The sequence below is a fragment of the Nocardiopsis sp. NPDC049922 genome, assembly GCF_040660275.1.
In the GTDB taxonomy this organism is placed as follows: Bacteria; Actinomycetota; Actinomycetes; order Streptosporangiales; family Streptosporangiaceae; genus Nocardiopsis.
Window position 1 is genome coordinate 64,184 of record NZ_JBFAME010000017.1, and the last position, 14,984, is coordinate 79,167.

Here is a 14,984-nt window from a genome sequence, read left to right on the forward strand (position 1 = left end):
CCGGGGTTCGGTGCCGTCACCGGCCGAGCCCCACCCGGTCGAGTTCGGCCATGAACCGCCGCTTGCGCCGGTGCTCGGTCCGCAGACCCTCGACGAACTCCCGACCCTCCTCCGAACGCCCCAGTCGCTCGTAGATCCGGTACGCCTTCCGGGCGAGTTCGGCCGCCTCCGGATACAGCCCCGGGTTGGTGAGCCGCACCTTCGCGGAGATCCGCGGCAGGTACACCTCCAGCGCGTCCTCCGGGTGCGAGGCCTCCCGCAGGGCGGCGAGCCGCAGCCATTGGCGGTCGTCACAGCCGTGCTCGACGGCGGCCTCCCACGTCTCCTCGGCGTCGCCCTCGGCCAGCAGCACCTCCACCAGGGTGCAGGGAAAGTGCGGTTGGCGCCTGCGTGCGGCGGACCGCCGCAGCAGTGCCAGAGCCTGTTCCCGTACGCTCGGCCATTCCTGCTCCGGGGTGTCCTCACGCAGAGCCTGATAGGTCCGCACCTGCGGAGAACGCTCGAACACCTCCCACCGCAACCGCTGGACCTCGTCGATCCGTCCCGCCTCCCGGTAGGCGTCGATCGCGTAGTCGACGAACCGTTCGTCCAGGCGTTCCGTGGTCTCCGCCAGTCCCTTGAGCGCCCACTCCAGGGCCTCGTCCCGGCGGCCCGCCTCGTGCAGGGCCGCCACGATCCCCGCGTGGTGCACCCGTTCCGGATCCGAGGCGTACGTCCGCACCAGCAGGTCGGTGTCGCCCGCCACCCGGGCGAACTCGGTCGTGAGGAACCGTGCGGTCCAGCCCCCCTCCGGCCGTCGCGACCGCGCCCTGACCAGCTCCTCCCCGTAACGCCGAAGACCATCCTCACAGAGTACGTCCACGTACGTCTCCAACGACAGCTCCGGGATTCCGCTGGTCCCGTTGAGCTGCCGGTCCAGCAGCCACTCCGCGACCTCTCCGGGGTCCCTCCCCGACGCGGAGCAGGCTTCGACGTGGATCTCCACGAAGCGGTGGGCCGCATCGCCCACGTGACCGGCGGAGTCGTCGACCATGCCGCCGTGCTCGTCCAGGAGGTCGAGCGCGTGCCGACTCAGCTCCTCCGCCTCCTCGGCCAGCCCCTGCTGGAGGAGGCTTTCCAGTTCGTCGGCCACTCCGTGGACCGAGTCCGCGTACTCCCGCGCCTGGCCGTACTCCACGAAGTCGATGATCCGCAGCGCGCTGTCGACCAGGACGCGCAGGGAGGCGGTGTCGACGTCGTCCCTCGAGCAGGCCGCGCGCATCTCCAGGCGGCGGCGCAGCTCGGGCGAGGCGTCGACTGCCTCCACCACCAGCTCGACGAGTTCGCCGTGGTCGCGTGAGCGCAGGTAGGAGCGCAGATCCGGGGCCTTCGGGTTCGGCACGTCGTGTTCGAGGTTGTACAGGTGGACCAGCCCCACGGCCACGCAGTGCTTGCAGAAGTTGCCCTCCTTCGCCCAGGGGCAGTCACAGTCCCACCCCAGACCGTTCCTGCTCGGGGTGAGCTCCACCCGGTAGACGGAGGTGCCCGTGACGGTGCCGCGTACCGTGTTCCCGTCGACGGTCAGGCTGGTGACGTGGGAGACATAGTCGACGCCGCGTGCGTAGGACGTGCGCCCGGCGAATTCGAGGAGGTCGTCCCTGGAGAAAGTGCGCATACGGCCATTCAACGCTCGGCGAGCCGTCCTCGAAGCGGTTCCGGAGGAAGCGGCCGTCAGTCGACGGCTCACGATTCCTCGGTGACGGGTGTGACGAGGGAGGCGTGGACGAGACGGACCCGGTCACGGTCCTTACCGGTCCGGATTCGGTAGGCCACGGTCACCCGGGAACGGCCCTTCTTGGTGATGACGCCGGTGTACCGGTGGCGCTTGTACGGAAAGCTCACCCGCTGTCCCACATGCAAGTCGGCGATGGCCTCACGGGACGCGCTGACCAGCGCGCGGCACCGCTCCCGTGCGGCCTCCTCCTCCTGCTCCCAGGAACGCGACGCCGCCTCGGCCTCAGCGTCGGCCTCGGCGCGCCGGACGATCTGACGTTGACACTCCTTGGCCAGCCAGGGGAAGCGCTCGGCGATCGCCTCACACGCCGCACGGTGGCGCGGGCTGCTCTGGTCCAGGTCGTAGTCGGTGCACTCGTGACGCAGGTAGTTGACGACGAGGCGTTCGACGGGAACGTCATCGCTGCACGACCCCCTCTCCAGGTCCAGCGTCAGGGTGTGCTCACGCGCCGAGCGCTCGAGTCGGCGCCGACTGGTGACGGCGGGGAAGAACGTGGTGATCACGGGCGGCTCACAGCGGATTTCGAAAGGGGTACACCACCCATGGTGCGGGAATCGCCCCCTTCTCGCTTCGCCTCTGTGGAAAACTTGAGGATCCCAGCTCAGAGGCGCTGAATCCAGATGATTTCGGCTCCAAGGAGCGCATCCTGGTTCGGGGCGGTCTCCATGAAGCTGTTGAAGTACGTGAACAGCCTCTGCACTCGAGGGCTGCGCCTGCCCGCGACCTTGCGTATGGTCACTGGGTGCGCTCCTTGACTTCCGCCGCGGCCTCCTCCATCAGTTGTCGGCTGGGGCGCACCTTTTCGCACAGGAGACGGTCGGCGACGTCGGCACCGCACGCCGGGGCGGGTCTGCTCAGGCTGACGACATCACCGCCGAGGGATCGGCGCTCCACGGGACACGAGGGGATGCGGCTCCGTTCGGTACGGAGCCTTTGATGTCATCGACAACTCGTAACATATGTGCAATTAATGACGTTTTTCCGTGATGCCAGGAAAGAAGCGTCCTGGTTCTGGCGGGCGGCACGTGTCGAAGGAGGACCGTGACCACGGTTTTCGTGTACGTCGGTGACAAGGGGCGAGAGAACCTCAACATCGGCGTCCAGGAGTCGGTGTGGGGCTGGAAGCCCAAGACCGCGGAGAGCAAGTCCAAACTTCCGGTGCTCCAGTCACTGCGGGAGGGCGACTACCTCGTCCTCGGATTCCTGGGCCTGGGCAGGATCAATGCGCGGGAGGCGCGGGACCGGACGGTGTCCGAGCTGTTCGTCACACGCCTGACGGGCGGGCTGTACCAGGACCACGCCCAGGTCTGGGATGACGACGTCTACCCGTACCGCGTGCCCCTGGACGTACGGGCAGCGTCGGTGACACCCTCCGAGAGCTCGGAAGGCCCGACTTCATCGACCGCTGCCGTTCCCGCTACCGCTCCATGGGTTTCGGAGAACCAGGAGCGCCGGAGGTCGAGAGCTGGCCTCCTCTCCTGGACGCCCTGGCCCGAGCCGGCCTCCACGATCTGCGGATCTATCTGGAGTTCGGCACTCCTGAAGGGCACAGCCGCTACGACGCCCCGCTCATCGGAGAGCGCGGCCCCAAGGATCTGGTCGCCGTCGTGGTGGTCTGGGCGACGCATCCCGGCGGTGTGGAACAGGTCGGCTGCGTGTACACCGCTCAAGGAATCGAATACGACGACGCCGGGGTGATCTTCGGTCCGGAACTGGTCCGCAGGGACGGGGCAGTGGGTGGCGGAGCCAGGGGAGAGCCGTGATCCCCACATACGGTCGGTCGGCCGCGAAGAATACTTCGACCTGGCCAGGAACATCTATCGAGTCCTCATGACGCGGGGAATGGGCTCGTGCCGGTTGTACTCCACCGACGAGGAGACCCAGGAGTTCCTCACCTCCCTCGTCCACGGGACGTGACATCGATGACCGACGGGGTCATCCGTCATCCTGTCGTTGGTGCTGACGGAGACGGTGCAGAAGGTGTCCGCCGCTTCCTCCACATCGGCGATCCACCACAGGTCGGCGCGGCGATCTCCGGGGACAGGGACGCGCGGACGTACCGGGGAATGGTCGCGGTCACGTCGCGGGAGAAGTCAAGGGTCTGCGGCTCCGGTTCGAGGTGGGAGCTCAGGTGCACCGTCGGTGTCCATGCCCAGCGGAGTGGTCGGGTCGTGTGCGGACAGCACCACGCAGACCGCCCGGTCGATCAGGGCGCCCATGCCGGACGACCGGTACCTGATTTCCGTGCACCACCGGTTGAGAGTGCGAATGCGGTCGAACGTGTGTCGGTCGTCGTCTGGCACTCTTCCGATCTCCTGGGGTCGTAGTCGGGTTCGAGAATGAACAAAATGACAAGAAAAGGGAATATGCGATTGAAATCTGGTCTATTTCGGTCAATATGTCTTTCCGTGTTATTTTCGTCGCAGTCAGGGGAAGTGCGTCTGATGCCCCGAGTTCGATCCTGATGGAAGTGGTATCGAGGGTCCACGTGAACTCGGGAGACCGCCGGTCGCGTATGGATGGCTCGGGTCTCCCGTGTGGCACCCGTTCCACACCTTCCCTCCTTGTCCTGGGTCGGCCAGTGTCGAAGGACCAATGTCACTTGTCCGCTCAAAAGCAGGCGATCGATGATCGTGGGTATGGCTTCCAAGAAGAACACCAAGAGCCTCGTGCGCTACTGGGGTGTGGCCGTCATTCTGTTCGCCTTGTTCGGATGGTTTCTGCCCGAGGTCGGTCCGATGTGGATCGCCGTCGCGGCGGGAGTCTCCGTCCTCTACGTCTTCTTCCAGATGCCCTTGCCGTGCGGAGCCTGGAACCGAGACAGGACCCGCTGCCGAAACAACGCCTCCGGCTTTCTCCCGGGGTGCCGCATCGAGCAGCACCGGTGGCAGACGGCGAAACTCATGCTGACGTCGGGTGGCTGGGGAGAACTCCGAGCGAAGACCCTGGCCAGTTGGAAGAGAGCGGTTCCCGCGCTCGCCGCGGCGGCCACGATCGTCTCCGGGGTCATGGCGGTGATCCAGTTCGGTTTCTCCGTGGTGACCGCATGAGAGTCGATCCCGAGGCACCTGGATCGGGGGAGTCCGGGTGAGCGGGAAGCTCGCGCACGCCCCGGGCGCACTGGAGGTTGGCGTGACCACGATTCATCAGGACATCGCCCGAAGGCCAGGAAACTCCTGGAACAACAGATATTGGACACGACGACCGACACGGTGAAGCACACGCATGAGTCCGTGGGCGCTGAGGTAGGCGGCGGCCTCCCGCGCCGCATGCCCTGTGAGGGGCGCCTGCCTCCAGCACGTACCGAGCACGGGCTCTCGAGGGCGGGTTTGATTGGCTGCCTCAGGGCGCGGATGTCAGTGCCCCCGAACTCGAACCGGCGGTCAGCTCTCCGGTGGACTTCAGCTGGGAACCGTTGGAGCTCGACTCCGACGATCCGCTGGAGACGACCCGGACGTACATCAGGTCGCTCGGGTGCACGGTCACTCTGGTCGCGAGCGCCCTTGGATCCCGAGGACATGAAGCCCGCGTGGGTGGCCGTTTCCGGCCACCCGGCGATGCTGACCCCCGTTCGCGTGCACCGTGTCACTGCTCGGAGTGAGGAGCGCGGTGTCTGCCGAGCGGAGGAGGCCCGGTCCCAACTCGGCGACGGCGAAGACCCGGTCCCGGTGGGTCTGTCGGTTTCCTCCGCTAGCGTGGCCCGGCACGCGATGCCCCGCGCTGGCGGAGGAGAGGAACCACCCCCATGCCCCGAGCCCACCTTCGGGTCGAGAGCCCCTTGGGCGTCCCCGGCCCCGCTCCCGAACTCATCGTCGGAGACCGCCAGGTGGAGTCCCTGGCGGAGAACGTCGACCTGACCGGCGAATCCGGGATCGTGTTCGTCAAGCCCATTCCGCCGGCGGGGGGCTGACCATGAGCGGGACCACCGCCCCGCCCTTCGCCTCGATCACCCCCTCCTCCGCGGCGCTGGAGTGGGCGAAGCGGACCGCCGAGGAGTTCGCCCTGGGCATCGACGCCAGGGGAAGGAGTGCCTGGGCGTATCGGAGCACGTTGCCCGCGCAGGTCGAGGAGGTCCTGGGTCGGCTGTACTCCCCCGGCCTGCCGGAACTGGTCGAGGAGTGCGACCGCATCGCGCACGCCCACGCCCCAGACCAGGGCTGGGAGGGGTACGGGCGGATCTCCATGTTCGAACGGGGCACTCCGCTTCGCGAGCTGGTCGACCGTTGCGACGGTGGCCTCAAGGTACGCCTGGTGCTCTGGTTCATGCTGAATGCCGAGCACCCTCGACACACCGAGGTCGACGGGCGGGGCCGCCACGGGGAGTACTTCTCCAGGATCCACCGCCATGCCGGGCTTTCCCTGTCCAGCATGAAGCTGCCCTGGGACAGCCCCCTGCTCTCCCTGCTCCTGCACGCGGAGGCGCACGGCCTCACCGATCGGCACGTCCACGTCGATGTGTGTGAGCGGGTGGAGGACGATGTCCTGGTCCCGTGTGTGGAACAGCTGAACGAGTACCGGGCCCGCTGTCAGGAGCGCGGGGACACTCTGTTCGGTTACGAGCCCGACGAGCTTCACCCCCACGCGCGTTGGCTGCTGCTCCTTCTCCGGCTGGGCGCACCCCTGGCCGTCGAGCACCTGCTTCCCGAAGGGGACCTGTTCGGCGACCGACTGCGTGAGCGTGAGCCCTCCCTGGCCGCTTGCCCCGGCCTGGCGGAGCTGTTCGTGTACCTCCTGGTCCCGCCCGGTTCCCGGCCCTCTCGGGAATGGCGGGAAGGGCTTCGACACAGGTTGGCCGCGCTCCCCGACGCGGAGAACGTGCTGTCGCGCCTGGTCGAGACGGTGCTGCGTACGCCGCGGGCCGAGGAGGGCCACTACGGTTCGAGCTCGGCCTACTTCCTGATGCACGTGCACAACATCGTCAACGGTCTGGTGTGGGCGGTGCAGGAGTCGTCCTCGGAGGACGACACCTGGACGCTGCCCCTGTTGGAGCGGCTGGCGGTGTTCACCGGGACCGGGCCAGGCGGGTCCAAGCTGCTGCGGTCCGAACGCTCGGCCTCGGCCTGCGTCCGCATCCTGGCCGCGCGCGGCACCGATGAGGCGGTCGCCGCCCTCGCGCGGATCCGCGCGAGGGTCAAGAAGAAGACCCTGTTGAGGGTGATCGACAAGGCCCTGGGCGAGATCGCCGACCGACTGGGCATCACCGGGGAGGAACTGTTGGAGCGCACCGTCCCCGACTTCGGCCTGGGCCGGGACGGGGTCCGGACCGACCTGCTGGGCGAGCACCCGGTCACCGTGGCCCTGGGCGCGGACGGTACCGCCGCGCTGGGTTTCGTCTCCGCGAAGGGGCGTCCCGTCGCCAGTCCCCCCGCGGCCCTGCGCACGTCGCACCCCGACGAGGTCAAGGCGCTGCGTGCCGAGCTCAAGGAACTGCGCCAGGTCGTGGCGGCCGAACGGGTCCGCTTGGAGGGGTTCCTGGGCCAGGGGCGGGTGTGGGACGCCGCGTCCTGGGTCCGTCACTATCTCGACCACCCGGTCACCGGGGCGCTCGCCCGACGGTTGCTGTGGGAGGTGAGCGGGGACGACGGCCGGACCTGGGTGTGCGGGCTGCCCGAGGCGGACGGTGACCACTGGCGCCTGGTCGACCCCGACGGGGCCGTGGTCGCGCACACCGCGACCGTGGGCGGCGGCGCCCGGGTGCGGCTGTGGCACCCGGTGCGGAGTCGCCCGGAGACGGTGCACCGGTGGCGGGGGCAGCTGACCGACCGGGAGATCGCCCAGCCCGTCAAGCAGGCGTATCGGGAGATCTACCTGCTCACACCGGCGGAGGAGGCCACTCGGGTCTACTCCAACCGGTACGCCGCCCACGTCCTCAGGTACGGGCGGGCCAAGGCCCTGCTGAACGAGCGCGGGTGGAGCGTACACCAGCTGGGCGGCTGGCACGGCGGCGAGAACGGCCCGGCCGAGGGCGTCTACACCGACCGGGAGAGCGGGACCTCCTGGCGGGTCAGCCTCGACATCGCCCTGGCCGACGACGAGTTCGATCCCGTTCGGCACTGCACCACCGACCAGGTCCGCTTCCATCGCGCGGGTGAGAGGGAACCGGGTCCGCTGGCGGAGGTGTCGACGCTGGTGCTGTCCGAGGCGATGCGTGACGTGGATCTGGCGGTGGGGGTGTCCTCGATCGCCGCCGATCCCGAGTGGGTCGACCGGGGGGAGAGCGCCCACCTGCCCTACTGGCGTGCGGCGGCCTTCGGTGAACTCACCGAGAACGCGGTCGTGCGGCGCGAGGCCCTGGAGCGTCTGCTGCCGCGGTTGAGCACGGCTGACCGGCTGGAGGTCGACGGCCGCTTCCTGCGGGTGCGCGGAGACCTGCGCTCCTACCGGATCCACCTGGGCAGCGCCAACATCCTGATGGATCCGGACGACTCCTACCTCTGCGTGGTGCCCTCGGGCAAGGAGAAGGGCCCGGGGATGTTCCTGCCCTTCGAGCAGGACGGCGGCCGTCTGGCGTTGATCCTGTCCAAGGCGCTGATGCTCGCCAAGGACAGCGCCATCGAGGACGTGAGCATCGCCAGGCAGATCCGCCGTGGACTGGACGGGTAGCGGAGAGGAAGGCGTTCGGCTGCGCGCGCAGGTGAGGCAGGGGAGGTGCACTGAGCCCGGTCTGGAGCGGTTTCCTTCCTCCCAAAGGAAGCTACGGCCGGGGCCGGTACAGGTCACGGGGCACAGCGTCCAGGTGCGCGGGAGGGCGGTCGCCCGCGAACCCCAGCCGCAACTCGTGCCGGGCCCTCGTGGCCAGGACGTAATACATCATCGTCTGGTCGGGGTCCGCCGGATCGGCGGTGTCGCGATGGCAGTCGGGGACGAAGACCGTGTCGAACTCCAGTCCCTTCACACTGGCGCGGGTCACCAGGTGCACACCGGGCCGGTCCGCATCGATGTCTCGGTACCGGCCTTGCCCTGCGCCGACATAGGCCTGTACGGGGACCTTGGCCCGTTCGAACACCTCCAGCAGCCGCAGCTGGAGTTCGCGGTACCGGACGACCACACCGATCGTGCGGTTCGGATGGCTGCGGACGTGTTCGCGCAGCTCGGTCGTGAGCTCGCCGAACGCCCGATACCTGGCCATGACCGGGAGAGGCCCGTCCCGCTCCGGTAGAAGGGGGTCGGCCCCTCCCAGGCGGAAGTGCTCGGCCAGGTCGGCGATCGGCCGGGTGGTGCGGTGGTTCTCCGCCAGGCGGACCTCTTCGGCGGCCAGGACCCTTCGGATCTCGTCGGCGGTGCTCCTGGACTCGGTGATGGTCTGGTACTCGTCGGCCAGAACGGTCACCCGCGCTCCCGCCAGGCGGCACAGGCGGTAGAACCCCACCGGAAGGTCCTGACCCTCGTCGACCACCAACGCTCCGGGGGAGGGGAGCTCCCCGGCCCCCATCGCCTCGGTGAGCAGCGCGGGCCAGTCGATGTCGAACCCTCCGGGCGTGTGGGTGGGCGGTCGCCCACCCACGGCGCGCTTGTACCAGGACCCCAGCCAGGAGTGGACGGTCGCCACCTTCACGTCCGGTCCCAGTTCAGCGGTCGCCGGTGCCACGTGCTGTCGCAGCAGGTTGGACCGGCACAGCAGGGTGGCCGGTGCACCGGTGAGGGCGAGCATCGCCGCGCGGTGCACCGCGATCACGCTCTTTCCTGACCCCGGAGGACCGCTCACCAGGTGGTTGCCGTCGAACGGCAGGTCATCCAGCACCCGCTGCTGTCCGCTGGACAGGTCCAGGTACCTCAGGACTCCGGATCCGGCCACCACAGTGGTCACGGTGCCTCCTCCCCGCGGGTGATACGGGCCGCCTGGCCGCGAGCGGATTCGATCACCGGCTCGAAGAACCCGGGAACTCCGGGGCCGCCGATGAGCAGAACCCGGTCCAGCAGGGCGTTGCCCGCTTCGCAACTGGTCTCCGGAAGCAGGGCACAGGCATGGCAGGCCGCCCGGTTGAGGTTGGCGAACCCGCGGGCACCGTGCTCCGCGCACAGCGGATCGGCCGAGCACCACGCCCCGGACTCCAGGAGCCTGAGCAGGGTCTCCGCCAACCGTTCGGAGGAGCCCTGGTGGGCGAGACCGCCCAGGGTGCCCTCGGCGTCACCGGCGGCCGTGTAGACGAGGACCCCGGCCTGGTGTCCGTGCTCACCGGGGCGCGCGTACACCCGCTCGCGCAGAGAGGAGATCCCGTAACCGCTCTCGAAGGAGAGTTGGCGGATCAACAGGTGGGCGAAGGTGTGCAGCAACGGCAGCCGCGGCAGCAGCCTGCCGCCGACCGTACCGATGAGCCGGTCCTTCTGGAAGGCGGCGTCCAGGTCGCGCTCCAGGTCCGCCACACGCTCGCGCACCCCCGTGTGCGACTCCCAACGGGTGATCTCCTGCTCGGAGAAGGACAGGAAGACCCCTTCACCGAAGACCTCGACCGCCGGCAGCCAGCCCCGTCGGCCCGTGGGGTCGGCCCCGACCATGCCCTTCGGGGACGGCTGCACACGGCAGAACCCGCGCAGGGCACGGACCTCGCGCAGCCGGTCGGCGACCACGACCCGTTCGACACACTCCCGCAGCATCCGTTCGGCCTCGGACATCTGCGCCGACGGGACGAAGGGGATGGGACGGACCGCGAAGTTGCGCTGGTGCACCGCCGCGTCGGTGTTCAGCGCCGACCACTCGTCCCAGCTCAGGTCTGTGGCCGGTGAGGCGGTCGTGCCCGGGGCGGGCACATCCGGAACCGGATCACCGCCGGTCTCAAGGCGAAGCAGGGCCGCCACGTCCTCGGGGGTGACGCCCTCGTTGGCGTCGCAGATCATCCCGATGACCGCAGCCTCCCGTCCTGTGCCTTGGAGACGGCACAGGCCCGGCCACATCGGGTCCTCCCGGATGCGGGAGGCGGCCTGAGACCCCACCTGATCGGTGCCCGGGCCGCCGGGACCGGGGATGTCCAGCGCTGAGATCGTGACCGGGTAGTAGACGTTGCCCGCGTTGCGCTGCACGATGCGGGCCTGTTCCTCACAAGGGACCTTCTGCCCGAGGTCCTGCCAGGGGTGGCGGCCGGCGCAACGGATGCGGCCCCGGTCCAGCAGGGCGAGCAGGTCCCGTGAGGCGTCGCACGCGCGGCAGTGGACGGACAGGGCCTCCAGTCCGATGGAGGAGCGGTCGACCAGGAAGGACAGCCGCCTCCGGGAGCGTTCGCACACGGGTGTGCCGGGTCGGCTGTGGGCCCACCACCACCAGTCCACGTCGTCCATGTGCCCCTCCGAGCAGATCTGGACGAACCGCATCGGTGCGAGCACCTGCGGGGTGGGGCAGGCCGGGCACAGCGGTGCGGCCCCCGGCTGTTCGTCCGCCACCCCCCACTGCCTCATCCGGCGGCAGGACCCGCAGAAGAGCCAGGCGGGGAAACGGACACAGGGCGCTCCGTCGGCGTCGGGGGCGTCGAAGAAGTCGTTGGCCGCCGGGGGCAGGGCCCGAAACCCCGTGACCTTCAACCGCTCCGCGAGTCTGGGGGAGTCGACCCAGGGGCTGGTGGCGGGCCAGCGGGAGATGTCGGCGGACACGAACGACTCGCCCCGGGTCTCGACGATGGCACCGACTCCGAACGGCACGATGGTCTGAGCCTGGCGGACGCGTAGCTTCCGGGTCATCCCCGAGCCCCCTTCACGGTGATCTGGCACTCGCGGTCCACGGAGCGGACCGAGTGCAGGGTCTCCCACAGGCCGTTCCTGCGGTCGAAGTTCTTCAGGATGTGCCGTGTCGACCGCCCCTGTCCGCTCCAGTAGAGGGCGGCCCGCGCCTGACGCGCCGCGACGGCCTCGTCCCGCCAGTCGTCGACGAGTTCCTTCAACTCGGCGGCCACGTCGGACGCGGCGGCGGGGTCGGCCTGCTCCACCCACGCCACCAGCCGTCCGACGGCATCGGAGACGGCCCCGGGATCGTCGAGGACACGGGACGCCTGGTCCTCACCCGACCACCCGTGCCCGTGCCGGAGGAGGATCACCAGAGCGGCGTGCAGGGCGCGTTTGCGGGAGGGGATCGACCAGGGGGTCACACTGGACGGCTCGACGTGCCGGTACAGCGACCGGTGGAACACTCCGAAGGTCTCGTAGTGTGAGCGGTCCCGCGGTTTGGTGGCGTTGAAGAAGGCCAGGATCAGCCCGGGGACGCGGTGGCGCCCCACCCGGCTGGTCGCCTGGATGTACTCGGCTGCGGCCTTGGGCTGGCCGAGCATCAGCATGAGCGCGAGCCGGCCGACGTCGACGCCGACGGAGAGCATGTTGGTGCAGGCGAGGAGGGACACCGCGGACGGGGAGGGGTGTCCTTCCTTCAAGCGGACCAGCAGGCGCGGCTGTTCCTCGCGGTCCAGGTTGCTCGTGAGCTCCTGGACCGACGGTTCGGGGAGCTCCCGTGTCCCCTTCCCGTCCCCGCCCATCCCGATGAGTTGCGCGGGGATGTCGTCCCGGGCCGAGGTCAGGGTCCGGCCGAGCTCCCTGAGGCTGTGGTGGTAGGCGACCAGCGTCCAGTAGTCGTCGAGGTGTTCCTCGGGTAGCCGGGCCGCCTCGTGCAGCAGGGCGGCCGCCGTGGCCACGGTGGCGCGGCCGGCCGTGTGCCCCTGGGCCATGACGCCCACGTAGAGGCGGCCCGCGGAGCACTCGTCGGGTTCGGAGAAGTAGGAGTGGCGTGCGTCCAGGCCTGGCGGGGGGAAGAGCTGGACGTCGCGGCCGTACATGCGGCGGACCTGTTCACCGGAGCGGCGGATCGTCGCTGTGGACGCCACCACCTTGGGTGGCACTCCGTCCCAGGAGCACAACCGCAGGATCGCGGACTCGTACAGGCCGACCGTGGTGCCGAGCGGGCCGGTGAGCAGGTGCAGTTCGTCCTGGATGACCAGGGACGGCCGCAGTCGGCCACCGCCGCCGAACAGCCGTCCGGCCCTGGCCTCCCAGGCCAGGCGGGCGAACTTGTCCACGGTTCCGAGCAGGAACGAGGGAGGGTCATCGTACAGGTGGGCGTCGACCACGCGTACGGGGAGTTCGTCATGGAAGTCGCACTCCTCGCGCGGGCAGAAGAAGGAGAACGACGACGGCGAGGTCCGCACCCCGTAGTCGCCCGGGTCCGCCGACTTGTTCCCGGGCATGATCCGGGTGCCGCACCACGGGCACCGGTCCAGGATGAAGGCATCGGTCGGCTGGGCCGCCTCGCGCTGCCGTTCGGCGAGTTCGTGGGCCCTGTCGTAGGTGTTGGGCGTGGTGGCCTCGCCCACCCACAGGCCGATGGAGAACCGCTCGGTGCCGAGGTCGAGCCCGGAGCAGGAGCGTTCCCCCGGGCGCAGTCGCAGGTACTCGAGAGCGCACACCGTGGTTCCCGCGCGTTGGAACTGCTGGGTGGTGAGCAGGCTGAGGGTGTAGCGGCTGAGCACGGCTGTGCCGCCCCCGGAAGAGCCGTGCCGCAGCCGCCGCAGGACCATCTCGAAACAGGACAGCAGCAGGTAGGCCTCGGTCTTGCCGCCTCCGGTGGGGAACCAGATGACGTCGGCGCTCTCGCGGTCGGGGTGTGCGGGATCGATCAGGCCGCCGACGCACAGCAGGAAGAAGCCGAGTTGGAAGGGCCGCCACGCGTATGCGTCATCGGGCGCGGTCTCCTGGGGCAGCGGGTCGTGGCGTGTGCGCGGGGTCCCCGCCAGGTCGGCCGAGCCACGGCGCATCTGCAGGGCCATCGCCTGGTTGGCGGTCCGAAAGGCCGCCAGTGCCGCAGGGTCCTCGCACACCAGGCGCGCCCCGGCCTCCATGCGGTCGATGACCGTGCGGATGCGGGTCAGGACGCGCTCGGCGGCTGCCCGCCCCCACCGGGGGACCGCGGTGGCGGCCTCCAGGACGCGCTCGTCGTACCAGTTCCGGTAGCCGTCGACGAACCCGGACAGCTCCCGGGCGAGATCGGTCGGGGGAAGGGAGGCATCGCTGAGGAAGGAGAGTTTCAGCGCACGCGCGTCGGTCGGGCCGGCGTGCCGGACCCGCAGGACCTCCTCGGTCGGCATGACCTCGGTGCCGACCCGGTCGGGCGGGCCGTCCTCCGGTACGGAGTCCGACCGCTCCTCGGTGACCGAGCAGCCGTGGCCGACGGTGAACGTCCGCACGTGCCGGTACTGCAGGCGCAGCTCCTCTTCCTCCGGGTCGCGGCTGGTGAGCAGGACACCGGGGTATTCCAGGAAGGCGCCGTCACGGGGCTCCACGGTAAAGGAGGACTGGAAGAGCATCCGGTCCCAGTCGGTACGCGGCGGCCGGTGGCCGTTTCTTCCCGCGGAGTCCGGTGGTTCTGCGACGGCCGCATTGACGAGCGCGACCGTCACCAGCCACGCACCGGCGTAGGGGCGTCGGCGGACCCGGAGCAGGGCGCGGCCTCCGTGGATCGGGATGTCGCCGCTCTCCGCGGCTTCGACCGTCTCCTCGTCGAGGGGGATACGGGACCACCGCCGTGTTCCGTCGTCCCGCCCGGTCGCATAGCGGGCTCCTCGGCAGGTGATGGCCAGGGCGGGAGCGTCGGTGAACAGCGACAGCCCCAGTGACGAGGGCAGCCAGGCGTTGGCGTCGGAGGTGGGGTCCTCCGCGAAGGCGTTCTCCTCGGTGGCGGGCTCGTTGCCGTCACCGGTCTCCTCCTCGCCCGCGGAGAGAAGGTGCGAATGCAGGTCGGCCTCCTGCGGATACAGCGTGCCCATGAGGTAGCGGCGGTCCGGGGGGACGGACAGCACTTCGTGCTCTCCGTCGGCCGGGCCGACGAGCTGGAGCCGGAGGGCGGACACGAGCAGGTCGCGGGCTTCGGCAGCGTCCTGCTTGGTGGAGCGGTCACACATCGGGGGCCTGTTCTGGTTCGGGGCCGCCGGGTTCTGGGGCCCGGGCGGTGATCCGTTCTCTCCTGGTGCGGGAAAGTATTCTGTCAGGGGTTGGTGACATTATCCGATACATGCCGAACTTCTCCCCCTCTCCGATGTCGGAGTCCGCTCGCCACGGCCTGGTGAACGCTGTGCTCGCGAGAATTCGGGCCAACGCGGAGAACGGTGTGATGACTCGCGATAAATTCGAAAATGTGTGCGAAGAATTGGGGCTCGGTGAGGAAGTCCGCAGTCGGGTGGAGGCGGCACTCCCCGGTCTGGGGATCCGTGTAGCAGCTCCGGAGAAGGTGTCCAGGGTCGAA

The 14,984-nt window shown here is 69.3% G+C and carries 11 protein-coding genes; 4 read left to right on the top strand and 7 right to left on the bottom strand.

Features of this window, described 5'->3' with window-relative positions; genetic code table 11:
• Positions 1–16: 16 nt before the first annotated feature.
• The 3 genes from AB0I72_RS24630 to AB0I72_RS24640 all read right to left on the bottom strand — a co-directional run bounded on the left by AB0I72_RS24630 (position 17) and on the right by AB0I72_RS24640 (position 2,668).
• Positions 17–1,654 (bottom strand): DUF6880 family protein, encoded by a 1,638-nt coding sequence (locus AB0I72_RS24630; protein ID WP_358572667.1) that lies wholly within the window; start codon positions 1,652–1,654, stop codon positions 17–19.
• Positions 1,655–1,722: 68 nt separating this feature from the next.
• A complete protein-coding gene (locus AB0I72_RS24635) occupies positions 1,723–2,277 on the bottom strand; it encodes a hypothetical protein (RefSeq protein WP_358572669.1) in 555 nt (184 codons plus the stop codon).
• Positions 2,278–2,509: 232 nt separating this feature from the next.
• Positions 2,510–2,668 (bottom strand): hypothetical protein, encoded by a 159-nt coding sequence (locus tag AB0I72_RS24640; protein ID WP_358572671.1) that lies wholly within the window; start codon positions 2,666–2,668, stop codon positions 2,510–2,512.
• Positions 2,669–3,201: 533 nt separating this feature from the next.
• Here AB0I72_RS24640 and AB0I72_RS24645 point away from each other — a divergent pair.
• Together AB0I72_RS24645 and AB0I72_RS24650 are read left to right on the top strand one after the other, a co-directional pair.
• Entirely contained in the window at positions 3,202–3,537 is a 336-nt protein-coding gene (locus tag AB0I72_RS24645; RefSeq protein ID WP_358572673.1) for a DNA/RNA helicase domain-containing protein, read from the top strand.
• An 876-nt stretch (positions 3,538–4,413) separates the two neighbouring features.
• Positions 4,414–4,824 carry a hypothetical protein gene (locus tag AB0I72_RS24650; RefSeq protein WP_358572675.1) on the top strand — a complete coding sequence of 137 codons (411 nt, stop codon included), beginning with the start codon at positions 4,414–4,416 and terminating at the stop codon, positions 4,822–4,824.
• 292 nt (positions 4,825–5,116) lie between these two features.
• Here the strand turns inward: AB0I72_RS24650 and AB0I72_RS24655 are convergent, their stop codons facing one another.
• Positions 5,117–5,254: a hypothetical protein gene (locus AB0I72_RS24655; protein WP_358572676.1), complete on the bottom strand. Its 138-nt coding sequence runs from the start codon at positions 5,252–5,254 to the stop codon at positions 5,117–5,119.
• A 265-nt stretch (positions 5,255–5,519) separates the two neighbouring features.
• Here AB0I72_RS24655 and AB0I72_RS24660 point away from each other — a divergent pair, with 265 nt between their 5' ends.
• Positions 5,520–5,684, top strand: a complete 165-nt coding sequence (locus tag AB0I72_RS24660) for a hypothetical protein (protein ID WP_358572678.1) — start codon at positions 5,520–5,522, stop codon at positions 5,682–5,684.
• A 2-nt stretch (positions 5,685–5,686) separates the two neighbouring features.
• Positions 5,687–8,377 carry a DUF4132 domain-containing protein gene (locus AB0I72_RS24665; protein WP_358572680.1) on the top strand — a complete coding sequence of 897 codons (2,691 nt, stop codon included), beginning with the start codon at positions 5,687–5,689 and terminating at the stop codon, positions 8,375–8,377.
• Positions 8,378–8,468: 91 nt separating this feature from the next.
• Here AB0I72_RS24665 and AB0I72_RS24670 read toward each other — a convergent pair whose 3' ends face one another.
• The 3 genes from AB0I72_RS24670 to AB0I72_RS24680 are packed head-to-tail and all read right to left on the bottom strand — an operon-like array spanning position 8,469 to position 14,643.
• On the bottom strand, positions 8,469–9,581 hold the full coding sequence (locus tag AB0I72_RS24670) for a hypothetical protein (RefSeq protein WP_358572682.1): 1,113 nt from the start codon (positions 9,579–9,581) through the stop codon (positions 8,469–8,471).
• Entirely contained in the window at positions 9,578–11,443 is a 1,866-nt protein-coding gene (locus AB0I72_RS24675) for a DUF1998 domain-containing protein (protein WP_358572684.1), read from the bottom strand. Before AB0I72_RS24675 ends, AB0I72_RS24670 begins: the two co-directional genes overlap by 4 nt.
• Positions 11,440–14,643: a helicase-related protein gene (locus tag AB0I72_RS24680; RefSeq protein ID WP_358572685.1), complete on the bottom strand. Its 3,204-nt coding sequence runs from the start codon at positions 14,641–14,643 to the stop codon at positions 11,440–11,442. Before AB0I72_RS24680 ends, AB0I72_RS24675 begins: the two co-directional genes overlap by 4 nt.
• Between the last annotated feature and the right edge of the window lie 341 nt (positions 14,644–14,984).

What these genes read in the sequence shown, in the direction of transcription:
- AB0I72_RS24680 (WP_358572685.1), bottom strand. Translation starts at nt 14,643, where the DNA reads ATGTGTGACCGCTCCACCAAGCAGGACGCTGCCGAAGCCCGCGACCTG.
- AB0I72_RS24650 (WP_358572675.1), top strand. Translation starts at nt 4,414, where the DNA reads ATGGCTTCCAAGAAGAACACCAAGAGCCTCGTGCGCTACTGGGGTGTG.
- AB0I72_RS24675 (WP_358572684.1), bottom strand. Translation starts at nt 11,443, where the DNA reads ATGACCCGGAAGCTACGCGTCCGCCAGGCTCAGACCATCGTGCCGTTC.
- AB0I72_RS24665 (WP_358572680.1), top strand. Translation starts at nt 5,687, where the DNA reads ATGAGCGGGACCACCGCCCCGCCCTTCGCCTCGATCACCCCCTCCTCC.
- AB0I72_RS24645 (WP_358572673.1), top strand. Translation starts at nt 3,202, where the DNA reads ATGGGTTTCGGAGAACCAGGAGCGCCGGAGGTCGAGAGCTGGCCTCCT.
- AB0I72_RS24660 (WP_358572678.1), top strand. Translation starts at nt 5,520, where the DNA reads ATGCCCCGAGCCCACCTTCGGGTCGAGAGCCCCTTGGGCGTCCCCGGC.
- AB0I72_RS24630 (WP_358572667.1), bottom strand. Translation starts at nt 1,654, where the DNA reads ATGCGCACTTTCTCCAGGGACGACCTCCTCGAATTCGCCGGGCGCACG.